Source organism: Streptomyces sp. NPDC008121, assembly GCF_042957155.1.
Lineage (GTDB): Bacteria > Actinomycetota > Actinomycetes > Streptomycetales > Streptomycetaceae > Streptomyces.
Genome location: NZ_JBIBHT010000009.1, coordinates 47,844 through 72,087 on the forward strand (window position 1 = coordinate 47,844; position 24,244 = coordinate 72,087).

General features: G+C 70.7%; 12 protein-coding genes. 8 read left to right on the forward strand and 4 right to left on the reverse strand.

The window, feature by feature from the left end:
* Positions 1 to 158: 158 nt before the first annotated feature.
* Positions 159 to 1,991 carry an MFS transporter gene (locus tag ACFZBD_RS27635; RefSeq protein WP_391144506.1) on the forward strand — a complete coding sequence of 611 codons (1,833 nt, stop codon included), beginning with the start codon at positions 159 to 161 and terminating at the stop codon, positions 1,989 to 1,991.
* A 76-nt stretch (positions 1,992 to 2,067) separates the two neighbouring features.
* On the opposite strand, the gene ACFZBD_RS27640 is transcribed toward ACFZBD_RS27635, so the two are convergent.
* Complete coding sequence (locus ACFZBD_RS27640; RefSeq protein ID WP_391144508.1) at positions 2,068 to 2,502, reverse strand: cell division protein SepF; 435 nt, start codon at positions 2,500 to 2,502, stop codon at positions 2,068 to 2,070.
* 322 nt (positions 2,503 to 2,824) lie between these two features.
* Here ACFZBD_RS27640 and ACFZBD_RS27645 point away from each other — a divergent pair, with 322 nt between their 5' ends.
* From ACFZBD_RS27645 to ACFZBD_RS27655, 3 genes are all read left to right on the forward strand, one after another.
* On the forward strand, positions 2,825 to 4,120 hold the full coding sequence (locus ACFZBD_RS27645) for a DUF5685 family protein (RefSeq protein WP_391144511.1): 1,296 nt from the start codon (positions 2,825 to 2,827) through the stop codon (positions 4,118 to 4,120).
* Between the two features lie 145 nt (positions 4,121 to 4,265).
* Positions 4,266 to 5,054, forward strand: a complete 789-nt coding sequence (locus ACFZBD_RS27650; protein ID WP_391144513.1) for a DUF1684 domain-containing protein — start codon at positions 4,266 to 4,268, stop codon at positions 5,052 to 5,054.
* 225 nt (positions 5,055 to 5,279) lie between these two features.
* Positions 5,280 to 6,182, forward strand: coding sequence for a trypsin-like serine protease (locus ACFZBD_RS27655; RefSeq protein WP_391144515.1), 903 nt, complete (start codon positions 5,280 to 5,282; stop codon positions 6,180 to 6,182).
* A gap of 163 nt (positions 6,183 to 6,345) precedes the next feature.
* On the opposite strand, the gene ACFZBD_RS27660 is transcribed toward ACFZBD_RS27655, so the two are convergent.
* Both ACFZBD_RS27660 and ACFZBD_RS27665 read right to left on the reverse strand, forming a co-directional pair.
* On the reverse strand, positions 6,346 to 6,555 hold the full coding sequence (locus ACFZBD_RS27660) for a hypothetical protein (protein WP_391144516.1): 210 nt from the start codon (positions 6,553 to 6,555) through the stop codon (positions 6,346 to 6,348).
* Positions 6,552 to 14,384: a ricin-type beta-trefoil lectin domain protein gene (locus ACFZBD_RS27665; RefSeq protein WP_391145316.1), complete on the reverse strand. Its 7,833-nt coding sequence runs from the start codon at positions 14,382 to 14,384 to the stop codon at positions 6,552 to 6,554. The genes ACFZBD_RS27660 and ACFZBD_RS27665 overlap by 4 nt, the downstream gene beginning before the upstream one ends.
* Positions 14,385 to 14,974: 590 nt before the next feature.
* Here ACFZBD_RS27665 and ACFZBD_RS27670 point away from each other — a divergent pair.
* Together ACFZBD_RS27670 and ACFZBD_RS27675 are read left to right on the forward strand one after the other, a co-directional pair.
* The gene (locus tag ACFZBD_RS27670; protein ID WP_391144519.1) at positions 14,975 to 16,618 is read left to right on the forward strand and encodes a hypothetical protein; all 1,644 of its coding nucleotides are present in this window, start codon (positions 14,975 to 14,977) and stop codon (positions 16,616 to 16,618) included.
* Positions 16,615 to 18,132, forward strand: a complete 1,518-nt coding sequence (locus tag ACFZBD_RS27675) for a hypothetical protein (protein WP_391144522.1) — start codon at positions 16,615 to 16,617, stop codon at positions 18,130 to 18,132. The genes ACFZBD_RS27670 and ACFZBD_RS27675 overlap by 4 nt, the downstream gene beginning before the upstream one ends.
* 131 nt (positions 18,133 to 18,263) lie before the next feature.
* Here the strand turns inward: ACFZBD_RS27675 and ACFZBD_RS27680 are convergent, their stop codons facing one another.
* Positions 18,264 to 19,292 (reverse strand): DUF3533 domain-containing protein, encoded by a 1,029-nt coding sequence (locus ACFZBD_RS27680; RefSeq protein ID WP_391144525.1) that lies wholly within the window; start codon positions 19,290 to 19,292, stop codon positions 18,264 to 18,266.
* A gap of 160 nt (positions 19,293 to 19,452) precedes the next feature.
* Here ACFZBD_RS27680 and ACFZBD_RS27685 point away from each other — a divergent pair, with 160 nt between their 5' ends.
* Together ACFZBD_RS27685 and ACFZBD_RS27690 are read left to right on the forward strand one after the other, a co-directional pair.
* Positions 19,453 to 23,196, forward strand: a complete 3,744-nt coding sequence (locus ACFZBD_RS27685) for a DNA polymerase III subunit alpha (protein WP_391144526.1) — start codon at positions 19,453 to 19,455, stop codon at positions 23,194 to 23,196.
* Positions 23,193 to 24,152: a hypothetical protein gene (locus ACFZBD_RS27690; protein WP_391144529.1), complete on the forward strand. Its 960-nt coding sequence runs from the start codon at positions 23,193 to 23,195 to the stop codon at positions 24,150 to 24,152. Before ACFZBD_RS27685 ends, ACFZBD_RS27690 begins: the two co-directional genes overlap by 4 nt.
* Positions 24,153 to 24,244 lie beyond the last annotated feature (92 nt).

The following is a 24,244-nucleotide window of genomic DNA, read 5'->3' on the forward strand; positions in this document are numbered from 1 at the left end:
CACTCCCCGGCCCGCCGGGGTGAGAGCTGCACCACGCGCTCGGGCCTTGAACTCGCGTACGCTGACGGCTCACTCGCCCGTCGATGCCGGGCCGCCACGAGGCCGCGCGCCCCGGTCGGCGACCGCCGAGCGCGAGAGATTCACTGGGAGGTACGGACATGCAGCGGACGATCACGGCCGGAGCACGGCTCCGGGCCGCCGGCGGCGGTGCCAACCGCTGGGTCGTCCTCGTCGTCCTCTGCGTCAGCCTGCTGCTGGTCGCCCTGGACGCCACCGTCCTCCACGTCGCCGTCCCCTCCCTCACCGAGGACCTGCGCCCCAGCTCCACCGCGCTCCTCTGGATCGTGGACGCCTACCCCCTGATCTGCGCCTCACTGCTGATCCTCTTCGGCACGCTCGGCGACCGGGTCGGACGGCGCCGGGTGCTCCTGCTCGGTTACGCGCTGTTCGGGGTCGCCTCCGCGGTCGCCGCCCTGGCGACCGTCCCCGAGGTGCTGATCGGGGCCCGCGCCCTGCTCGGTGTCGGCGGCGCCATGATCATGCCCGCCACCCTGTCGATCCTCCGGGCGGTCTTCCCCGACCGGCGGGAGCGCGCCACCGCCATCGGCATCTGGACCGCCGTCGCCGCGGTCGGCGCCGCCACAGGACCGGTCCTCGGCGGCTTCCTCGTCGAGCACTACTGGTGGGGCTCGGTCTTCCTGATCAACATCCCGCTGATGGCGCTGATCCTCCCGGCCGGCCGCTGGCTGCTCCCGGAGTCCAAGGGCGGCGGCGACGGCCCCTGGGACATCCTCGGCGCGCTGATGGCGGCGGCCGGCGTCCTCGGCGCGGTCCTCGGCGTGAAGCGGATCGGCGCCGGCGACCCGCCGCTCTCCCTCGAGACCGCGGGGCCGCTGCTCCTCGGCGCGGCGCTCCTGATCCTCTTCGTACGGCGCCAGCGGCGCCGGAAGCATCCCCTGGTCGACATGCGGCTGTTCTCCCGGCCCGCGTTCACCACCTCCGTCGGCTGCATCGTGCTCGCCATGCTGGCCCTGGTCGGCCTGGAGCTGATCGCCGTCCAGTACCTCCAGCTGGTCCTCGGACTGAGCCCCCTGGAGACCGGGCTGCGCCTGCTGCCCCTCACCTTCGCCGCCATGGCGGCCGGCGCCACCGGCTCGTACACGCTGCGCCGCATCGGCCCGCGCCGGATGGTCGGCTGGGGCTTCGTCCTCACGGCCGCGGCCGTCCTGCTGCTGGTCATGATGGGCCAGGACGACCGGCCGCTGCTGCTCACCGTCGGCTTCGTCCTGCTCGGCTTCGGCCTGCAGACGACGCTCTTCTCGGCGTACGAGTCGATGCTCAGCGAGGCCCCGCCGGAGAGCGCGGGCGGGGCGGCGGCGATCGGCGAGACCTCGTACCAGCTCGGCGCGGGCATGGGCATCGCCCTGCTGGGCAGCGTGATGAACGCGTCGTACGGCCCCGGCCTCGCCGCCGTGCCGGGCGTCCCGGCCGAAGCGGGCCGGGCCGCCGCGAACTCGCTCGGCGAGGCCTACCAGGTCGCCGACCGGCTCGGCGGCACGGCCGGGACGGCGCTGTACCACGCGGCCCGGCACGCCTTCGTGAACGGCCTGCACGTGACGCTCCTCGTCAGTGCCGGGCTGCTGCTCCTCGGCGCGCTGATGGCGCTGCGGCTGCCCCGGGTCATGGAGTGCCCGGTGGAGGCGGAGGACCCGGCCGCCTTCCCGGTGATCGCGGACGCCCGCGACGCGGTACGAGTGCCGGCGACGCGCGAGCCCCTGCGCAGCGAGCCCGTGGGACGCGGGCGCGGTGCGGCGGAGCCCGCCGGTCGCGGGCACGGTGTCGGTGAAGGAGCGGAGGGTGGTGCCGCGGGCCGCGCGGCCGTCGGCTGCGAGGCCCTCGGGCGCGAAGCAGCCGCGCGGGAGTCCGCGGGCCGTCGGCCGGTCGAACGTGAACACGTCGAGCGGGCCGGATCCGGGCGCACCGCGCGCTGAACGGGAGCGGCGACGTACGGCCGGGCGGGGCGCTCACCGGTCGGGACGAGACAGGTCCGGCCGGGGAGCACCCCGCTCAGCTCTGGTTGAAGAAACCGTCCTGCGCACGCCCGGCGGAGTCCCCGCTGACGATCTGCGTGTCGGCGGGGGTCAGCAGGAAGACCCGCGTCGCCACGCGCTCGATCGATCCCCGCAGACCGAAGGCGAGACCCGCCGCGAAGTCCACCACGCGCTTGGCGTCGGAAGGCTCCATGGCGGTGAGGTTCACGATGACCGGGACCCCGTCCCGGAACAGCTCACCGATGCCCCGGGCGTCCCGGAAGCCGTCCGGGGAGACGGTCGCGATCCGGCGGCCCTGCTCCTGCGCCGAGTCGGACGCCACCCGCACCCGCGGGTCCGTCACCCAGGCGTCACCGTTCTCGGCACCCTCGGCGTACTCGTCGTCGTAGTAACGCTCGTCGTTGTCCTCGACGAGTCCCAGCCAGGCACTCGCCTTGCGCACCGATCCCATGGACGCCTCCTTTCAGCGCGGTCACTTGTGGTTCCGCATTCCCTATCGTGGTCCATCATGCGGATCGCGCGCCAAGTGGATAGTCGCCGCGCAGGAGATTCGTGACGGTACTGGTGCAGAACGTGAGGCCCGTTTCCTGGCGAATCGTCAGGAAACCTGCGGTATGCGGGGCCTGACGGAGGATTGGCCGGGGTGTGCAACTTAAAATATGAACGTCAGGCCGGAAGGGTGACGTGGCGGGCGTACGGGTGAACGCCACGGCTCGATACGATGCCTGGCGCACGCGCGCGGGACACCTGCGCACGACTCACGGGGGAGTCTCTTGTTCGGAATCGTCAGGCCCTGCACGCACCGCCTCACCGACGGCCTCAAGACCGAGTGGATGGCCCATCTCTGCGGCCTCTGCCTGGCGCTGCGCGCCGACCACGGCCAGTTCGCGAGGGTCGTCACCAACTACGACGGCCTCATCGTCTCGGTCCTGACGGAGGCTCAGACCGGCACCAGGACCGGCGCCGTGCCGGGCGGGCGGCGCACAGCAGGACCCTGCCCGCTGCGCCAGATGAAGAGGGCCCCGGTCGCCCACGGCGAGGGGGCCCGGCTCGCCGCCACGGTCTCGCTGGTGCTCGCCTCGGCGAAGGTGCGCGACCACGTCGCCGACCGGGACGGGCTGCTGGCCCGCCGCCCGGTCGCCGCGGCGGCCCGCCGGGTGGCCAGGTCCTGGGACCTGGCGGGCGCCCGGACCGGGCGCGAACTCGGCTTCGACACCGACGTCCTGGTCGACGCGGTGGACCGGCAGGGCGGCATCGAGTCGCTGGCCGGCCCCGGCACCTCGCTCCTCGTCGTGACCGAGCCGACCGAGACGGCGACCGCGGCCGCCTTCGCGCACACCGCGGTGCTGGCGGGCCGGCCGGAGAACACCGCGCCGCTGGCCGAGGCCGGCCGGCTCTTCGGACGCCTCGCCCACCTCCTGGACGCCGTCGAGGACCGCCAGGCCGACGCCGCCTCCGGCGCCTGGAACCCGCTCACGGCGACGGGCACCTCCCTTACGGAGGCGCGACGGCTCGCGGACGACGCCCTGCACGGGATCCGCCTGGCCCTGCGGGACACGCGGTTCGTCGACGGGACGCTGGCGCACATGCTCCTGGCACACGAGCTGCGCAACTCGGTGGACCGGGCCTTCGGCACGACCACCTGCGCACACGGGACGCCGGCCCCGGCGCAGGGGAGCGGGAACCCGTACGGGAACGGTGGCGGCGGACAGGGCGGGGGCAACCCGTACGGGAGCGGTGGCGGCGGACAGGGCGGGGGCAATCCGTACGGCCCGTACGGCGGGAACCCGTACGGGGGCGGGGCGGCCGGCGCCGGTGGTTCGGGCGGGTACGGCGGGCTGCCGCCGCAGTTCGGCGGCGGGGGCGGCGGCGAGCCGCAGCGGCCCACGCCGCGCGGGTTCCTCGCCGGCTGTGCCGCCTTCACCTGGCTGTTCTGCACCTGTCAGCTGTGCTGCGCGAAGGAGTACGAGGGGCCGTGGTCCCGGAAGAAGCGCAAGGGCTGCTGCCGCAACGAGGACGGCTGCGACTGCGCCTGTGAGTGCTGTGACTGCTGCGGCTGCGACTGCTGACGACCCGTCGGACGGCTGAAGCTCGGTCTTCCGGACACGGCGGGGCCGGTCCGACCCGGCCGTGGTCTTCCGTACGGGGGTACCCCGTCGCGGCGCCACGGCCGGCTCTCGGGGTTCCCCGGACCGTGTGGAAGGGTGGAACACCATGACCACCGATCCCCAGCAGGACTGGCAGCGCTGGCACGACCAGCGCGTCGCCGCGGTCGCCTCGCCGTACGGACCGCTCTCCCTCACCGGCACCTACTGGCTCTCCGATCACCCGGAGGGGCGAATTCCGGCCGTTCCCGGCCAGTGGCGGGAAGACGGTGACGAGGTGCTGCTCACGGCGGGCGCCGAGGACGCCGTCACCGTCGACGGAAAGCCCCTGATCGGCACCGTCCGGCTCACCGCCGACCACGCACCGATCCACGAGTCCCGGGCCGAGTCGGCGGGCCGACGGCTGGTGGTCCTGCGCCGTGAAGGGGACTGGGCGGTACGCGACTTCGACCCGGAGTCGCCTGCCCGCCGCTCCTTCCGGGGCATCGAGGCCACGCCGTACGACGAGCGCTATGTGGTGCCCGGCACCTTCCGCCCGTACGAGAGGGCCCGCAGCGTCCGGGTGGAGAACGCCGACGGGAAGGAGCGCGGGCTCGGCCTCGCCGGCGACCTGTCCTTCGCGCTCCACGGCGCCGAGCACGTCCTCCAGGTCGCGGTCGAGGACGACGGCACGCTCTGGGCGGTCTTCGCGGACGCCACCAGCGGCCGGGACAGCTACCGCTTCCGTTTCCTGCGGCCGCCCGCCCCCGCGCCGGACGGCTCGGTGACGGTCGACTTCAACCGCGCGCTGTTGCCGCCGTGCGCCTTCGTCGATCACTTCATCTGCCCGTTCCCGCCCCCGGGGAACACCCTCGACACGGCGGTGCCGGCGGGGGAGAGGCGCGTGGCCGGGGCCTGAGGGGCGGCGTGGGCCCGGCGGAGGCCGGGGTCGTGGCGCGGACGGCGGAACGGGGATCCGATCAGGTGCGCTGACGCGGTAGTTGAGCGCCGTACGGCCGAAAGGCGCCCTTGCGGCGCCGACCGGGCGGGCCGAGACTCCCCCACAGCGCCGGCCCCTGGGGCCGCGCCTCACGGGTCCGACACCCCACTGCGGACCCCCGATTCCCCTCTGGAGGAACGCGAAGTGAGGATCAAGCGCACCACCCCCCGCACGGTCACCGCGAGACGCACCCGTCTCATCGCCGTCACCACCGGTCTCGTCGCCGCGGCGGCCCTCGCCGTCCCCACCGCGAACGCCGATACCGCCGGGACGTTCAGCGCGACGCAGCTCTCCGCCGCGGGCGAGGCCGTCCTGGCCGCCGACGTCGCGGGCACCGCCTGGCACGTCGACCAGGCCACCAAGACCCTCGTGGTCACCGCCGACTCCACGGTCTCCCCGGCGGAGATCGCCAAGATCAAGCGCCAGGCGGGCGCCAACGCCGGCGCGATACGCGTCGAGCGCACCCCGGGCAGGTTCAACAAGCTGATATCCGGCGGCGACGCCATCTACGCCACCAGCTGGCGCTGCTCGCTCGGCTTCAACGTCCGCGACAGCGCGGGCAACTACTACTTCCTGACCGCCGGTCACTGCACCGACGGCGCCGGGACCTGGTACTCCAACTCCGCGCGAACGACCGTCCTCGGCTCCACCTCGGGCTCCAGCTTCCCGAACAACGACTACGGCATCGTCCGCTACACCAACAGCTCGGTCACCAAGTCCGGCACCGTCGGCAACGTGGACATCACCAGCGCGGCGAACGCCACCGTCGGCATGTCCGTGACCCGCCGCGGCTCGACCACCGGCACCCACAGCGGCTCGGTCACCGGCCTCAACGCCACGGTCAACTACGGCGGCGGCGACATCGTCTACGGCATGATCCGCACCAACGTGTGCGCCGAGCCGGGCGACTCCGGCGGCCCGCTCTACTCCGGCAGCCGCGCGATCGGCCTCACCTCCGGCGGCAGCGGCAACTGCTCCTCCGGCGGCACGACGTTCTTCCAGCCGGTCAGGGAGGCGCTGAGCGCGTACGGGGTCAGCGTCTACTAGCCGGAAGTCGCCTCTTCGTAGCCCCATCCGGGATGGGCACGTCCCCATGCGGGGCGGTGACGACGGAAACAGCGCTGCCCACCGAACGGTGTCCGGTGGGCAGCGCTGCTGGTCGTTCAGCTGAGGAGAGCGTCAGAAACCTTCCGGGCGCTCACGCCGAGGATCACATCATGTGCACCTCGACCTGAAACCCTTCCGCGAGTACTCCGTTCACATGCTCGGCGTGGGCACCGAACCACTGCCGCGTCTCGGCGGAGGGTGCGGTCATCTCGATGAGGACGTAGTCCGACGCATCGTCGGTCGACTGCCCGCAGATGCAGCATCTGAGCCGCTCGCTCACGACGCCGGTCCAAGCAGCTCGCTCGTCGGTCACGACCACCGCCCACTTCGGGTCTGGTTGTTGACGTAGTTCTGCGTCGCGTCCTTCATGACAGTGGTGGGCGCGCCGCTGGGATTGCTCATGTCCCGCACCACGATGTCAAATGTACCGTTTCCGTTGTCCAGAACCTTGACGATTTGACCATCGGTTTGATTGAACATCGTCCCGTTCTGCCACACGTTGTTGACGTCAACGCCCCGCATTGCGGTGCGATCCGAGCCGTGGACATCGCGGGTCGTCGTTCCGGAGTTCCCGGAGTTGGGCGCACTGTCCCAGGACGAGCCCGGGTCGGGGGCGTCGGTACGCGGGACGACCGGCTCACCCCAGTTGCAGTAGCACTCTTCCGCGTGATCGGCTTCGCCGCACGCGTTGTGCACCAGCAGGGGCGTGTTCTCCGCCAGCACGTAGTACGTGTGCAGGTTGGAGACCGTCAGGTTGTACACCGTGGCGCCCTGAGTGGTCCAGCGCTGGACCGCGGTGACCCGGACGTCGGAACCGGCACTGGTCCGAAGCCGTTCACCCGACTTCAGGTCAGTGGCGTCGATCCACTCGCCGAGCTCGGGGACCCAGAAGGGGTGGCCGTCGGTCGCGGTGACCTTGGCCGTCTTGGATCCCTTCTTGCCGTCGATGTCGATGGTGACGGTGACGAGACGCTTGAGGCCCTGGCCCTTGATCTCCGCCGTGACCGTCTCGATCCGGGTCTCCCCGGTCTTCGGGTCCGTCGCCTTGACCTTGTCGCCGGCCTTGACCTTCTCGATCGGCTTGGTGGAGCCGTCCGCCATCAGGACCTTCGTGCCCGGCACGAAGCTGTTGGCAATCGAGCAGGAGCCGCCGCCTCCTCCTTCCTCGGCCTTGCCGGAACCACCGCTGCCGCTGGATCCGCCCTTGCTGCGGGAGGAACCACCGGATTTGCCGCCCGGCTTGGAGAGGCTGACCTTGCCGCCTCCCGAGCGCTTGGGCTGGGACGAGGCCTTGGGGGCCGCCTTGACCTGGGCCTTCTTCTGGACGGGGTTACCCGTCTTCTTCTTCGCGGCGGCTGCCGCGTCGGCCTTCCTCTTCGCTTGCTCGGCGGCCTTCTTCTTGGCTCTTTGCGCGGCTTCCTTCTTGGCTTTCTCGATCGCGGCCTTCTTGGCCTTCAAAGCCGCGGCCTCGGCGGCCTTGGCGGCCTTGAGCACGAGCTCGGCTGCCGCCTTCGCCTTCTTGAACGCCTGGATGGCGTCGATGGTGCGGCTGACGGCCTTCAGGACGGACGGGATCTTGCCGAGCTTGGTCCACGGGATGGCCCCGACGATCAGGCTGCCGCACGACCACATGTCACCGCCGAAGCAGGCCATGGCGTCGTTGATGCCGATGAAGTCCTTCAGCGCACCCCAGGCCGCCGACAGGATGACCGAGGTCAGGGACTTGCCCATGGTGGACTGCGCCTGCGCGACCTGCGCCGCCGACAGGCCCGCGCCCGCGAGGGCCGCCGCCTTCTCCGACGCGGTCAGGGTGATGGCCAGACCGGTCGGGTCGGAGTGCGTGACCGGGTTGTTGTGCGCGTAGGCGTACCCGTTCGACTGCAGCGGGTCGTTCAGGTCCATCAACGGGTCGGCGGACAGGAAGCGACCGACGACAGGGTCGTAGAGACGGGCGCCCAGCGGCTGGAAGCCGGAGGCGTCGTCCCTGATCTTGCCCAGGAAGCCCTGGTGCGTCTGGAAGTTCTGGCCCGCGGTGTCGGCGCCGCGCTGGTTTCCGAAGGGGTCCTGCTTGCGGACGCGGACCGGCTGGCCGCTGCCCAGAGCGACCTCTACGAAGGCGCTGCCCTGGTGATCCGAGGCCAGGGCCACCAGCGCCTCACCGCCGGTGCCGTTGGCGTACCGAAGCACGGCGCCGCCGGGCACCGTGTAGGTGCGTTCGCTGCGGACCAGGACTCCGCCCTGCTGAACGGTCACCTGGGCTTCGCCCAGATCCAGGGTGGCCTGCTTGCCCTGGATGGTCAGCAGGCGCTCACCGGTGGGGCCGTAGATGTGACGGGTGTCGTTCTGCGGCAGCCACTGCTGCGCCGTCGAAGCGGCGTCGCAGGTAGCCAGCACGATCGGCGTCGCGTTCGCGCTCGCCGCGCCCTGGACAGCCACGCACAGGCCGGAGGCGACGTGGGTCAGCTGCCCGGACGCACTCCGCTTGAGCTGCTGGGCGGTGGTGCCGTTGCACTTCTGCAGCTGGACGGCCGAGCCCGCGGTGTTGGCGGCCGGCTGGATGCACCAGCTGTCGTACACCTCGAGGGCGCCCAGGTTCGCGTCCGCTTGGCCGGGGGCCGGGTCGAAGTGCCAGTTCTGCGCCACAGTGCTGTTGCACTGGTAGAGCTGGATGGCCTGGCTCGCGACCGCGAGGCCGGACTTGAGGTCGAGGCACTTGTCGGCGAGACCCACGTACGGGGTCTTGCCACCGGTGCCCTGGCCCGTGATGCGATCGACCTTGCCGTCGTAGGTCCAGGACAGGGACTGCTTGTCGCCGTTCTGGAGGGAAGTGACGGACTTGGTCTCACCGGTCAGCTCGTACAGCCGCTCCGCCTCGGCCATGACCTGCGCACCCTCGGGGGTGGTGTAGGTCTTGGAGACCTTGCTGAGGGTGTGCGGCTGGGATCCGTCAGCCTTGCCGTAGGCGTAGGTGCTCGTGGCGTCCTTCGCCGTATTGCCGGTCAGGTCCTTCTCGACCAGCTTCTTGCGGTTGCCCAACAGGTCGTACTCGTACTCCTGCCAGTAGCCGGAGTTGTCCTTGCCCGCCGCCACGTTGAGTGTGCCGTCGGTGTTCTTCGGAGTGGTACAGGCCGTCTGGTCCTTGGAGGTCCAGGCCGTCTTCAGCTGGCCCAGCGGGTCATAGGTGAAGCACTGACGCTCTTCGATCCCGACCGCGTGCTCACGGATGCCTGTGACGTTACCGGCCGGGTCGTACGTGTACCCCCTGTTGGAGACCAGGTTCCCGCCGACCAGGCCGGGGGTGTTCTGCTCGCGATAGACCGACTGCTCCTTGAGCTCGCCGGTGGACTCGTCGTACGAGTTCTGTGTCCAGACCCGGTACGGCTGCGCGCCCAGGGTGGAGCGCATGATCTGGCCGTACGGCGAGTAGACGATCTCGGATCCGTACCAGTCCTTGCCCGAGAGGGAGAGCGGCAGACCGTCCTTGTTGTAACGGACCACCATTTTCTCGGCCGCGAACTTGCCGGCGGCGGGAAGAGTCGCCTCGTCCAGCATGCCGTTGTCGGAGTACGTGTAGCCGTAGGTGTAGTCCTTGGCCAGGCCCCACGTGTCGGCGAGCGACTGCGGCAGGCTCAGCGTGGTCGAGGTCGGATCGTAGTCCTTGGTGTAGCCGTTGACCTTCTGGGTGTACGCAAGGCCGTCGGTGTAGCGAGTGGCGGAGGCAGGCATGCCCTTACCGCCGCTGACGGTGTCGTAGGTGAAGTCCGCCAGCAGGGTGCCGGTGGAGCCGTTGAGGCGCTGCTGCTTCGGCCGCGACAGCTCGTCGTAGCCGTTCCAGACCTTGACGCCGCGCGCGTTGGTGCTCGTGAGGACGCGGTCACGGTGGTCGTACTCGGTGCGCGTGGTGCCTGTGTCGGGGTCGGTGGAGGTCGCCATCCGGCCGCGGTGGTCGTACGTCCACGACCACGGGTGAGTGGTGTCGGCGGAACTGGTCGCCTTCGCCAACTGACCACGCGTGTCGTACTGGTAGCGCGTCGACGTGTACCCGTCGGGTGCCGCCGGGTTCATCGTGTCGGTGCGGACGGTACGACCGAGGGCGTCGGTGAAGACGCGGTAGGACGAATCACCCTGCGGGTGGATCACTTTCGACCAGTCCGGGCCGTACTCGTAGCGGATCGCCTTCTCCGGCACCGGCCGCGAGACGGCTTCGGTGGTACCCGGAGGCACGACCTTGAGGACCGGCATCTCCTCGACTACGCGGCCGAGACCGTCGTAGGCGTAGCGGGTGATGTTCGGGATCGCGGTGTCGGCGAGCGGCGTGAACAGCTCACCGGTCGGAGCGCCCGCGTTGAGGTAGGCGTTGTTGGTCTGCCAGACCTCGCCGGCGCTGTTGTACAGCGTGTCGGTGATCAGACGGCCGCCGCCGTCTGCCTCCTCCTGCGACTGCCGCTCACGGCCGAGTCCGTCGTAGAGGGTGACGGAGGTCTCGATCCGATCCTCGTAGCCACGGGCATACGTGGAGACGTACGGAGGCTTGCGGATCTCGCGGTCCGGGTCTTCCGGGTCGACCTCCGGCTTCGGGATCGTGTAGACGGCACGGAAGTCGGGGACCGACGAGGAGGACGGGGTGCGTCCGGGGGCCCAGGCCTCGGCGAGGCGGCCCAGCGGGTCGTAGACAGCCTGGCTGACGTGCCCGTTGACATCCGTGGTCTTGAGCGTGGTGGCGCGCCCGGGTTCCAGTTCCTGGATTTGGGTGTGACCCAGCGAGTTCGACTGGGTGACCTTGAATACCTGGCCCGCGGGCGGGTCGAAGGTGATCGTGGACAGCTTGCCGTCCGGGTCGGTTTCACGGGTCACACGGCCGATGGCGTCGAAGCCCTTGGTGCCGTCCGTCTGGAAGTCGGTCCCGGCACCGTTCAGCGACCACGACTCGGTGGCGAGACCACGGGTGGTGTCGGCGAGCGCGGTGCCGTAGGCGGTGCCGTCGTAACTGGTGCGATTCGCGTCGACCAGGGTCGACAGGTCGGCGAAATTCGCGCTCGCGCAGGTTGTCGGTGAGACGAGGACCTGCTTGGACAGGCCGATGATGTTCCTGGCCGTGCTGTGCAGGTACTCCGTCTTGGTGCATGACTCGTCGCCGGTCTTGCCGGTGTCGCCGAGCGACTCGACGAGTGTGGGGAGACCGTGAGTGCCCTCGTACGTGGTCTTGGTGCGGACCTCGCGCAGGGTGCGGGTGTCGTCACCCGTTCCCGAGGACTTGGTGTAAGCGATCTCCTCCGGCTCGGTGACGCGCCAGGCCTTGAGGTCGGTCAGGCCGTCCTCGCGGTCCCGCTTGCCGAGCTCGGTGGCCTCCAGCTTGGTGCTGGAGCGGGAGAGCCAGTCGGTGTCCGCGTCCGTGGCGTTGGAGTAGGTCAACTCCTCCGCTATCCGGCCGGCGAACGGCTCCTTGTCCTTGGCGATCTCGACGCCGTGGACGTCCTTGACCGGGACGGTGTCGCCCATGCCGCGGTAGTAGCGGGTGACGGCCTTGGTCTGAGGTGCGTCGACGCCGGGGGTGTTCTCGCCCGTGGAGCCTTCGCCGCTGTCCGCGTCCGACGGCTTGGGGCCGGTCAGGACGGTGGTCTGCTCGAAGCCCGCGAACTGGGAGTACGTGCGCGTGGACTTCTTGGTGAACTCCTGGTCGGCGAGCTTCCAGCCGGCGTTCTTGTACTCGTAGAACGTCTTCGTTCCGTACGAGCCGGCGACGTTCGGGAGCTCTTCGATCGACTCGACCACGTACTTGTGGAACCAGTCGATGTCCTCGACCTCGGGGTCCGGGTTCCAATACGAGGGGTAGCACAGGCGGTTGTTCGCCTTCAGTGCGGTCGTGTCCGCCTTCGTCGGCAGGCCGGTGCCGGTGGCGCACTGGCCCTCGATCGGCTTGTAGGTGACGAAGGTCTCGCCGCCGTACTCGTTGATGACACGGGCGATACGCAGGCGGGAGAAGCCCGGACGCTGCGGGTTGAACGCCTTGACCCGGTTGGGCATGTCCTCGGCGTTGGACTCGAACCTGACCGTGTTCAGCGTGACGCTGGCGTCGGTGGCGCCGTTACGGGCGAAGCCAGTCCGCTGGACCGATTCCAGCCACAGGGCCGTGTTCGGGCCGGTCTTCAGCGAGGCGAAGTTCTGGTTCAGCTTGTACTCGTCCACAGCTTGACGCGCGGGGTCTCCCGCCTTGCGCTGTGCGGTGGTGGTGATCTTGTCCAGGCGCTTGCGCGTCCAGAAGGTCGGGCCCGCGTTCCAGCACTTCTGCTTGTAGGTGGAGGTGACTGGCGCGCAGCGGAGGTCGGCCGGGGTGTCGTACCAGATGCGGTACTTGCCCATGTCCTTCGACTTGAAGTTGTCCTCGATACAGGTCAGCGTGCCTTCGGTGAAGCAGCGCTCCTCGACGGAGAAGTTCACGCGCGCCGGAGCCGGGGCGGAGAAGATGCTGTCCTTGCGCTGGCCGTAGTCGATGTGCGTCAGGTAGCCGTCGCGGTGGTACTCGACCGGGGCCTTGAAGTTGAAGTTCCGCGCGTAGTAGTTCAGGTCGCGCTTCCACCACAGCGACATGGCGTTGCCGTGGATGTCCTCGACGTAGTCGAGGTTCCAGCGCCAGGCCTGGTTGCAGAAGGAGTTCTTCCAGTCACCGGCCTTGTAGCACGGCTCGCCCGCGTGGTTGCCGTACACCGGGACGGCCAGCACCGAGTCGGTGTAGGGGTCGTCGGCGGCGGTGCCGTTGTCCGACCAGCCCGGGAGCTTGTTCAGGCCGAAGTGGTACTTCGTCCCGTCCTTGGTCGTGACGACCCAGTACTCGCCGTCCGCGTCCTTCATGCCCGAGCGCGGGTCCTTGGACGTGTCCTTGAGCCGCTCGATCTTCGAGCCGTCACCGTTAGCGGTGAACCAGGTGCCCTTGGCCGCGTCCCACACCAGCTCGGTGGTCATCCCGCCGAGGCTGAGGGTGGCGTTCTCCGAGCCGTAGCACTGGTCCGCGGTCTTGTGGGTCGCGTTGTTCGAGCCGGCGCGCTTGGAGTCCTGACGGCAGTTGGCGTACGTACGGGTAATGGAGCCCGCGTTGTAGTCCCAGCCGTCACCGATCCAGGAGGCCTGGTTGTTCGTCGCCGATGTCCGGCCGTCGACCGACTGGGACGAATAGCCCAGGCCGATCTTCGGCATCAGGCCGCCGGCGGTCTCCGGCACCTGCACCTGGTAGTTGTACGTGAACGCACCGGAGGAGGAGCCGGCCGACCAGGCGCCGGACGACAGCAGCGGGGAAGCGGTGAAGTCACCCTGCACCGACGAGCCGGTGTCGAGCATGCCGACCGCGTTGCCGCCGGTCTCCGTACCCGCAGCAGAGAAGGAAGCCTTCCGGGCCGAAGCGCCGGTGCTTCCCTCTTCCAGGAGCTTCGCGACCGGGATCGTGCCGGTCAGGACCTTGCGGGTCTTGGCGTCCTTCGCCGCGGTGGTCTTGGTGGGGGCGTCCTTGGCCGCCACCTCCTCCATCGAGCTGTTCAGACGCTCGAAGCCGACGCCCTCGTCCTTGCCGGCCATGGTGGAGGTGCCGTCGTCGGCACACTCACCCGCGGTCGGGTCCGAGTACACGCACTCCGGCAGCAGCGTCAGACCGAAACGCTGAGCCGCCTGCGGACCGTAGAGGTCCTCGAAGCCGGTGGTGTCGACGGTCAGCGCGACCTGCGCGGCCGGGTCGGCCGTCGCCGGAGGCGTGACCTTCATGATCATGCCGGAGACGCCCGCGTCCTGCGACGCCTCGACCGGCTTGAGGTCGACACTCCACTCGCCCGCGAGAGCCGCCGGGTCCCCACCCTCGGGAACGCCGATGGCGATCGGCAGGTTCTGTGACACCGGGACAGTGGCCCCGGGCTCGCTGGTCGCGGTCAGCGTCGCCTTGCCGAGATCGGCCACCCACGGGGTGACGTTCTTCGGCACGTACGGCGTGACCGGCACCTCAGGAGCCGTGGTCAGCGCCTTCTGCGCCGTCTCGTCACCGTCGAGTTCGGTGCTCTTCGGAATGTCCGGGAGGTCGACCTGCGCGGTCTGCTCCTCGCGGCTCATGCCGTCGCCGGGGATCGCCAACGCCTGCGTACTGAGGCTCGTCACCGTCAGCATCGAGGACAACAAAAGGACAGTCGCCGTGCGGCTCAACCGCCGGCGCCGTCTTTGTGACTCCGTCACGGCTAGGCGTCCCCGCCCCAGCCATGACGGTGGACCTGAAGAACGCATTGCGTCGACTCCCACCCAGGAAATTCAGACAACGGAGAATGGTGTGGAAAACACCAAAAGCACGCGGCTGCGGCAGGCACGTGCGTGCGAACTCTCCGTCATCGAGGCCCTACGCTCAAGATCGATGACACGGCTTGAGACGCCGTCAAGTGAGGTGGCTCACGCCGCAGTTCGCCTCAGTACCGGTCAATGACGACCATTCAGGTGGATCGTGTGTTCGGGGTCGTTCGGGCCGTACGCGACCCACGAAAGCCGCAAGGGCGACGGAATTGGCGAGCCGGTCGACGGTTTCTTCGGGTGCATAACGGATTCATAAATTTCAAATGTGTGGACGGCCTGTGCGTCGCGTGTGATCGTGTGCGCGCCTTGTGCCCCGTGGTCTGCCGTACGGGGTGTCCGTGCTGCCCCTGTCCGCCTTGTTTCCACGGGAGTTGACCACTGTGTCCGCGCCGCCCTCTCGACTACTCAGCCCCTTCGTGCGCACGCGCACGAGGCTGTCCCTGACCCTCGGCCTCGTTCTGGCCGCTCTGACCACCGCACTGCTTCCCTGGTGGCAGCCTCAGACCCCGCCTGTTGCCCAGGGCAACAAGGCCACCGACGCCAAGCCGGCGTCGACCGGTCCGCGTGACGAGTCCGCTGCCGTCGCCGAGGCCAAGCGCACACGGAAGCAGGTGCTCGTCGACACGGCGACCACCGCGACCGAGCAGACGTGGGCGCTGCCCAGCGGCCAGATGCGCACGCAGATGAGCGCGGCTCCGCAGCGGGCGAAGAACGCCGACGGCGAGTGGGCGCCGATCGACAACACCCTCACGCGGGCCGGGAGCGCCGCCGACGGGTTGGGAGTACGCCCCGTCAACGCCGCCGTCCCGGTTCGCTTCTCGAGCGGCAGCAAGGACGCGTCGCGTGCGGACCGTTCCTTCGCCCGTGCCCCGCAGCCCGGTCAGACCGTCCTCGCCGAGATGGACGTTGCCGGCCACACCGTCGCCTACACCTGGCCGGGCGCGCTGCCCGAGCCGGTCCTCGACGGCCCCCGCGCCCTCTACTCCGAAGTTCTTCCCGGTGTCGACCTGCTCCTGGTCGTGCGTGAGGAAGGCGGTGTCGCCCAGCTCCTCATCGTGAAGACTCCGGAAGCGGCGAAGCAGGAGGCGCTGAAGTCGGTCGCGTACGGGCTCCAGTCCACGACGGCCACCTTCCAGCTGGACGCCCCCAAGGGCCGCGTCCTCGTCCTGGACAAGGCGGGCAAGGAAGTCGCCTCGATTCCTACCCCCTTCGCGTGGGACTCCAGCGGTCAGGACCCGGAAGCGCCCGAGAGCGCCCCGCGTACGTCCGTGGCCAGCCCCACCGATGTGCTGAAGCTGTCCGGTCTGACCGGTATCGAGCCCGGCGCCCACTCCGCCCAGCTCCCGGTCTCGCTCGACGGTGACAAGACCGGCACCGCCCGGCTGTCGCTGAACGTGGCCGAGACGGGTCTGTTCACCAAGCCCGGCGTGAAGTTCCCGCTGTTCGTCGACCCGACGATGAACGCCGCCTGGCAGGCGTGGACCACCGCCTACCGCAAGTACCCCAACAGCAGCTTCTGGAACGGTACGAACTTCTCCTCCGGCACCTCCGACGCCCGCGTGGGCTACGAGAGCGACACCGGCGGCCTGGGCCGTTCCTTCTGGCGGATGAAGTTCGATCCGAAGATCAAGGGCGCCACCGTCACGCGGGCGTCGTACAAGGTGCTGAACAACCACTCCTGGTCCTGCACGGACCGTGAGTTCAAGTTCTACCTGACCGGTTCGATCTCCACGGGCACGACCTGGAACGCGCAGCCGTCCTGGTCCACCCACCTGCAGTCGAAGTCCTTCGCCCACGGCTGGTCCACCTCCTGCGGGGACGCTTACGAGGCGTTCGACAACGCCAACGTCAAGGCCGCCGCCCAGAAGGGCGCCGACAACGGCTGGTCGAACATCACCTTCGGCATGCGCGCCACCAGCGAGGGCGACACCCAGACCTGGCGCAAGTTCCGCGCCACCTCCGCCACCCTCGAGGTCGACTACAACGTCCCCCGAGTGAGCCCACCGCCGGTACCAGCACCCCTGGTGGGTCTTGTGTGCCCGGTCCGGGTGCGGGTGTGACCATCGGCAAGACCAACATCACCCTGTCGGCCAACGCCAAGGACGGCGACGGGAACCTCTCCAAGCTGCGGTTCCGCTTCTGGAAGACCGGCGGCACGGTCCCGGCCCCGGTCGACATCACCCCGAACTCCAGCGGCACCGCCCAGCGGATCATCGCCGCCACGGACCCGTTGATCAAGGACATCACGGCCAACACGTCCTACTCGTGGGACGTCCACGCCATCGACCAGGTCGGTGCCGTGTCCACGTACTTCCCGCCGAACACCACCGAGCCGTGCCGCATCACGATCGACCCGACCTCACCCCCGCAGCCCACCGTCGACGAGGAGACCACCCCGTTCAAGCGGGCCACCTCCGACGGCGCGACCTGGGCGTCGGTGAAGTTCGGCGGGACCGGTTCCATCACCTTCCGCTCCGAAGGCGCGGCGAAGTTCCGGTACGGCTTCGAGGGCATGTACTACCCGGACGTGCCCGCCGTCAACGGCGCCTTCACGGACCCGGCGCTCAAGCCCCCGCACGCGGGCCCGAACTGGCTGCACATCTTCGCCCTGGACGCGAACGGCAACGTCAGCGCCCGGACCGACTACGCCTTCTACGTGCCGCCGCGCGACACGGCCGACGGCCCCGGTGACGTCGGCGGCGACGGCATCGCCGACCTGCTCGTCATCGACGCCAACGGCAACCTGTTCTCCTACCCGGGTGGGCCCGGCGGGGAGCTGTACGCCGGTCTGGCCGGCTCGTACGGCAAGGGCGCCGACGGCACCGTGGCCCTGCACCCCAAGGGGCACTGGTTCGATCCGGCCACCGGCAAGGCGGCCCTGATCGCCCACCACAGCGACGCCTACCCCGGCGACGGCTCCACCGACCTGTTCGCGCGGACGCCCGACGGCGGCTTCTGGCTCTACCCGGGCGACGGCTACGGCACCTTCGACGTCGGCGAGCGGCTCAAGATCAAGCTGCCGTCGAACACGCCCGCGCCCTCCACCTGGACGCAACTGAAGGCCGTCGGCGACATCACCGGCGACAAGAAGGCCGACCTGGTCCTGCGGGCCGGTGTCTCCTTCTGGGTCCTGTCCGGCTACACCGGCGCCACCTTCCAGACGGCGACCCTGATGAACGCCGACGCCTGGGAGCGCCGCGACATCGTCAACCTCGCGGACATCAACATCGACGGCACGCCCGACCTGCTGTGGCGCAATCTCGACAACGGCAACATGTACGTCCGCCACGGCAAGCCCGGCGCCGGCGGGGCCGGCAGCGTGGACCTCAACTCGCTGATGGTCGCGGCCAACTCGCTCAACGGTGACGTCCAGTACGGCACCAGCTGGACCGAGGTCAACGTGAACACCGCCATCGGCATCCCGGACGTGAGCGGGGACGGGATCCCGGACATCTGGACCCGGACGACCGCCGACGGAACGATCAAGATCTACCACCCGTCCAAGACCAACACCAACGCACCCGTCAAGACGGTGCTGTCGGTCAACTGGAACGGCATCAAGGCCTTCGGCTGATGCCAGGCGGCTTGATCCCCGGCAGGGGATAGGAACACCGATACGCGACCGGGCCCCGGCCCCCCGAGTGCGAGGGGGTCGGGGCCCGGTCACGTCCCCGGGGCCCGGTCACGTCCCGGGGCCCGGTCGGCTCACCTCGCCCGCTCGCCCGCGACGCGCTCCGCCTCCGGCTTCCGTTTCAGGGAGGACATCACCAGCGTGATCACGCTGCCGACGACCGCCCACGCCGAGAGGACCAGGAGCGGACCGGTGACGTCGTTGCCCTTGAAGTACGCGATCGAACGCGCCACCCAGGTGCCCGCGCCCGGAGGCAGGGCCGGGCCGATCGCGCTCCAGAACGGGGGCAGCATCGGCAGCGGGAAGGCACCGCCCGCACTGGGGTTGCCCGCGATCACGATCAGCAGGATCGCCAGGCCGATGCCGACGATGCCGAAGAGGCACTGCAGGGCCAGGGTGGCCGCGCCGACGGCGAAGACGACCAGGGCGCCCAGACCCCACAGGGCCGCCACGCTGCCCGGCAGGGCGCCGAGGATCGGGCCGACGATCACCGCGCCGCCGAGCCCGCCGAGGACCGAGTAGAGCGCGAGGACGCCGAGCCGGATGAGCGCGCGCTCGCGGTTCGCGGGGCGGGAGCCCGCGCTGATGGCGAGGATCGCGGCACAGATGTAGCCGCCGACGCACCATCCGACGGCCAGGTAGAAGGCCGAGAGGCCGTCGAAGTCCTGCTTCGAGGCCGGGGCGATGTCGACGGTCCTGAGCGTGCGTCGTTCGGCCGCCTCGACCCGGGTGAAGAGCGCGTCAAGGGCGGAGGAGAGCACCGTGCCGCCGCCGGAGGCGACCAGCAGGGTGTCGGTGGTGCCGGCGGGGTTCACCACCAGGGCGCCGTCGATCTCCCGGTTCATGATCTGCTTCCGGGCCTCGGCCTGGTCCGTGACCGTCCGTGGATCAAGGGGTTTGCCCGGAAGCCGCTCCAGGCGCCCGATGAGCTGGGCGGAGACCTGCTGGGGCCCGACCACGCCGAAGGGCACGTCCTTCGGTTTCGGGTTGTGCAGAGCCCCGACGTACGAGGCGATGAACAGCAGCTGGAGGGCGAGCACCCCGACGACGAGCAGGGCGGCTCGCGGGGTGACGGCGCTCTTCAGTTCCTCGGCGAGACTCATGCCCCCACGCTCCGGGGAGCCGGGCGTTCCCGCAGGTGGGCTGGGTCCGAACGGATGACGGGGAGCGGTGCGCCCGACGTATCGTACGCACGTTCGAAATGGTCTATGGTGAAGACGAGGGGGGTGGGAACGTACGTACGAATCGATGCGGGAGGTGCGCATGCCGGGGTTCACGCATCTGCACACCGCGTCGGGCTTCTCCCTGCGCTACGGCGGCTCGCACCCCGAGCGGCTGGCCGAGCGCGCCGCCGAGCGCGGGATGGACGCCCTCGCCCTCACCGACCGTGACACCGTCGCGGGCGTGGTCCGCTTCGCGAAGGCCTGCGCGGAGGCGGGGGTACGTCCGCTCTTCGGCGCCGACCTCGCGCTCGACGGACCCGCCCCGACCGGCCCCGGCCGGAACGGGTACGCGGGCTCCGGTGGCACGGGCTACGGCTCCCACGGCTCCCACGGCCCCCACGGCCTCGGCCCGGACGGCGCCGGCGTCCCCGGCCGCCGCGCCGGTACCGCCCCCGCCGGGTCCGCCGCCTGGCCGGTGCGCGGTGACGGGACCTCCGCGCGGCGCGTCCCCGTGCGCGGAGGCGCCTTCGTGGACGAGTCCGCGCCCCGCGCCGTCTTCCTCGCCCGCTCCCGGGAGGGCTGGGCCGCGCTCTGCCGGATGATCACCGCGGCCCACGCGGCCGGCGCAGCGCAGCCCCAGCCCCTGCTGCCCTGGGACGCCAACCACGGCGACGGTCTCACCGTGCTCCTCGGCCCCGCCTCCGACGTCGGCCGCGCCCTCGCGGCCGGCCGCCCCGACCGGGCCGCCCGGCTGCTCGCCCCCTGGCGCGAGCGGTACGGCGACGCGCTGCGCCTGGAGGCCGTCCACCACGGCCGGTCCGGTACGGGCCCCGGCTCGCTGCGGCTCGCCGCCCGTACCGTCGGCTTCGCCGCCGAGCAGGGCGTCCGCCCGGTCCTCGGCAACGACGTCCGCTACGCCGACCCCGGCCAGGGGCCCGTCGCCGACGTCCTCGACTCCGCCCGCCGCCTCGTCCCCGTCGACCCCCGCAAGGAACTCGACAGCGGCGAGGCCTGGCTCAAGGACGCCGACGCCATGGCGGCCGCCGCCGAGCGGGTCGTCGAGGCCGCGGGCTTCCGCCGCGACACCGCCCACCGGCTGCTCGAACAGACCCGGGCCGTCGCCGCCGACTGCCTGCTCGACCCCGAGGACGACCTCGGCATCGGGTCCGCCCACTTCCCGGAGCCGTACCTCGTCGGCGCCGAGCACCGCGCCGCCCAGCGCGTCCTCGCCTCCCGGGCCGCCGCCGGCATGGTGCTGCGCGGCTACGACGGGCGCCGCGCCTACTGGGACCGGATGCACCGCGAGCTGGACATCATCGCCCACCACGGCTTCGCCACCTACTTCCTGACGGTCGCCCAGGTGGTGGACGACGTCAAAAGGATGGGGATCCGGGTCGCCGCCCGGGGCTCCGGCGCCGGTTCCCTCGTCAACCACCTCCTCGGCATCGCCCAGGCCGACCCCGTCGAGCACGGGCTGCTGATGGAGCGCTTCCTCTCCAAGAACCGCACCGCCCTGCCCGACATCGACGTCGACGTGGAGTCCGCCCGCCGTCTGGAGGTCTACCGCGCGATCATCGACCGCTTCGGCACCGAGCGGGTCGCCACCGTCGCCATGCCCGAGACCTACCGGGTCCGCCACGCGATCCGGGACGTCGGCGCGGCCCTGTCCATGGACCCCGCCGAGATCGACCGGCTCGCCAAGGCGTTCCCGCACATCCGGTCCCGCGACGCGCTCGCCGCCCTCGACGAACTGCCCGAGCTGCGCGCCCTCGCCGGGGAGAAGGAGCGCTACGGCAGGCTCTGGGAGCTGGTCGAGGCCCTCGACAAGCTGCCGCGCGGCGTCGCGATGCACCCGTGCGGGGTGCTGCTCTCGGACGCCTCGCTGCTCACCCGTACCCCCGTCATGCCCACCAGCGGCGAGGGTCTGCCCATGTCCCAGTTCGACAAGGAGGACGTGGAGGACCTCGGGCTGCTCAAGCTCGACGTCCTCGGGGTGCGGATGCAGTCCGCCATGGCCCACGCCGTCACCGAGATCGAGCGGACCACGGGCGAGCGGATCGACCTCGACGACCCGGAGCGGGTGCCGCCGGGCGACCCGAAGACGTACCGGCTCATCCAGTCCACCGAGACCCTCGGCTGCTTCCAGATCGAGTCGCCAGGCCAGCGCGATCTGGTCGGCCGGCTCCAGCCCGCCACCTTCCACGACCTCGTCGTCGACATCTCCCTCTTCCGGCCCGGGCCGGTCGCCGCCGACATGGTCCGCCCCTTCATCGAGGCCCGTCACGGCCGGGCCCCCGCCCGCTACCCGCATCCGGACCTGGAGGACGCGCTGAAGGACACGTACGGCGTGGTCGTCTTCCACGAGCAGATCATCGAGATCGTACGGATCATGACCGGCTGCGGCCGGGGCGAGGCCGACCAGGTGCGGCGCGGGCTCTCGCACCCCGAGTCGCAGGGCCGGATCAGGATCTGGTTCGCCCAGCGGGCCGAGCGGCGGGGGTACGACTACGAGACGATCGCCCGCACCTGGGAGATCGTGGAAGCCTTCGGTTCGTACGGCTTCTGCAAGGCGCACGCGGTGGCCTTCGCCGTGCCGACGTACCAGTCGGCCTGGCTCAAGACGCACCACCCGGCGGCCTTCTACGCCGGGCTGCTCACCCACGACCCGGGGATGTACCCGAAGCGGCTGCTGCTCGCGGACGCGCGGCGGCGCGGGGTGCCGGTGCTGCCCCTGGACGTGAACGCGTCCGCCGTCGGCCACCGTATCGAACTGGTGTCTGAATCACCGAAGGTGTGGGGCCTCCGGCTCGCCCTCTCCGACGTCCACGGCATCAGCGAGGCGGAGAGCGCGCGCATCGAGGCCGGGCAGCCCTACGCCTCGCTGCTCGACTTCTGGGAGCGGGCCCGGCCGCGCAAGCCGGTGGCCGAACGGCTCGCGCAGGTGGGCGCGTTGGACGCCTTCGGTGCCAACCGCCGCGATCTGCTGCTGCATCTGACCGAACTCCACCGGACCCAGCGGGGAGCCGCCTCCTACGGCGGTCAGCTCCCGCTCGCCCAGGGCATGAAGACCGCCCCCGTCGGCCTGCCCGACCTGGACGAGTCGGAGCGGCTCAGCGCCGAGCTGGGCGTCCTCGGCATGGACGCCTCCCGCCATCTCATGGGCGACCACCACGTCCTCCTGCGCGAACTCGGCGTGGTCTCCGCCAAACGGCTGCGCGAGGCCCGGCACGGGGAGACGGTCCTGGTCGCGGGCGCCAAGGCGGCCACCCAGACCCCGCCGATCCGTTCCGGCAGGCGCGTCATCTTCAGCACGCTCGACGACGGCACGGGCCTGGTCGACCTCGCCTTCTTCGACGACTCCCACGAGGCCTGCGCGCACACCGTCTTCCACTCCTGGCTGCTGCTCGTCCGCGGCGTGGTGCAGCGGCGCGGCCCGCGCAGTCTCAGCGTGGTCGGGTCCGCGGCGTGGAACCTCGCCGAACTGGCGGAGCTGCGGGCGGCCGGCGGTCTGGAGGCGGTGGGGGAGCGGCTCGCGGAGCCCCCGCCCTCCTATGGCGACGGGAACGGTGACGGCGGGCCCTCCTCCCGCCGCGACGGCGACGGCGACGGCGACGGTGACGGGAACGGCGACGGCCAGGGGAAGAGCCAGGGCGACGGCCAGGGGAAGGGTCAGGGACAGAGCCAGGGCGACGGCCAGGGCAAGGGCGGTGACAGCGGCCGCCGGATCAGGATGTCCACCGGGTTCGAGATGAACCCGTGGGCGGACCTCCGGCCCGCCGGCGACGGCGCGGTGACCCCGCCGCGCCGCAAGCTGTGGCACAGCAGTCCGGGGAGCGCGGGATGATCCTCTGCGTACGGTTCCGGCTGGAGCCCCTGTACGAGGCGATGCTTCCGCGCCTGCTCGCCCTGGTCGGCGAGTTCACCCCGGTCGTCGAGGCCGCCCCGCCCGACACCCTGCTCGCCGACGTCCGCGGCGCGCTGCGCTACTTCGGCTGGAGCCCGGCGGAGCTGGCCTCGGTGATACGGGTCAGGGCGCTCGCCCTGTACGGCGTCGACTGCGTCGTCGGCGCCGGGCCCAACCCGATGCTGGCCCGGATGGCGGCCCGGGAGGCCCGCCCGGGCGTCACCCTGGTCGTGGAGGACCCCGAGCGCTTCCTGCGGGACCGCCCGGTCGTCGCGCTCGACGGGGTCGGCCGCACCACCGCCCGTACCCTCTGCGCCTACGGACTCGACTCCATCGGACGGGTCGCGGACGCGCCGCTCGCCGTGCTCCAGCGGCTGGTGGGCGCGAAGGCGGGGCGCGAACTGGCGGAGCGGGCGCGGGGCGTCGACCGCACGCCGGTCGTACCGAACGCCGCCTCCCGCTCGATGGCGGCCGAACACTCCTTCCCCCATGACGAGTTGGACCCGTCGGCCCAGCGCAGGGCGCTGCTCTCGCTCGCCGGGGAGCTGGGTGCCCGGATGCGGACGGAGGGCCAGGTGTGCCGCTCCCTGGCGGTCACCGTGCGGTACGCGGACCGGTCCACCAGCAGCCGTACCCGCACCCTGCGCGAACCGACCGCCCACACGGCGGCGCTCGCCGACCTCGTGTACACGATCCACGCGTCGTTCGGACTGCAGCGCGCACGGGTGCGGGGGATCGCGCTGCGCGCCGAAGGGCTCGCCCCCGCCGAGGGGGCCGCGCGGCAGCTGACCTTCGACCCGGCGGACGAGAAGGCCCGTCGGCTCGAGGCGGTGGCCGACCGGGCGCGGGCGAAGTTCGGTCCGCGGGCGGTCATACCGGGCTCGCTGGCGGCCTGAGGCCCGGCCGTTGCTCCGTACTGACGAACGGTCAGTTTTTACCGACGCGTAACTTCCCAGCAAAGGCTACCCGTGCGTAGCTTGGCATGAGC

Bases quoted from the DNA above. Each gene is read 5' to 3' on its own strand.
- ACFZBD_RS27680 (WP_391144525.1), bottom strand. From the start codon at position 19,292: ATGAGTCTCGCCGAGGAACTGAAGAGCGCCGTCACCCCGCGAGCCGCC.
- ACFZBD_RS27650 (WP_391144513.1), top strand. From the start codon at position 4,266: ATGACCACCGATCCCCAGCAGGACTGGCAGCGCTGGCACGACCAGCGC.
- ACFZBD_RS27685 (WP_391144526.1), top strand. From the start codon at position 19,453: ATGCCGGGGTTCACGCATCTGCACACCGCGTCGGGCTTCTCCCTGCGC.
- ACFZBD_RS27665 (WP_391145316.1), bottom strand. From the start codon at position 14,384: ATGCTGACGGTGACGAGCCTCAGTACGCAGGCGTTGGCGATCCCCGGC.
- ACFZBD_RS27640 (WP_391144508.1), bottom strand. From the start codon at position 2,502: ATGGGATCGGTGCGCAAGGCGAGTGCCTGGCTGGGACTCGTCGAGGAC.
- ACFZBD_RS27635 (WP_391144506.1), top strand. From the start codon at position 159: ATGCAGCGGACGATCACGGCCGGAGCACGGCTCCGGGCCGCCGGCGGC.
- ACFZBD_RS27690 (WP_391144529.1), top strand. From the start codon at position 23,193: ATGATCCTCTGCGTACGGTTCCGGCTGGAGCCCCTGTACGAGGCGATG.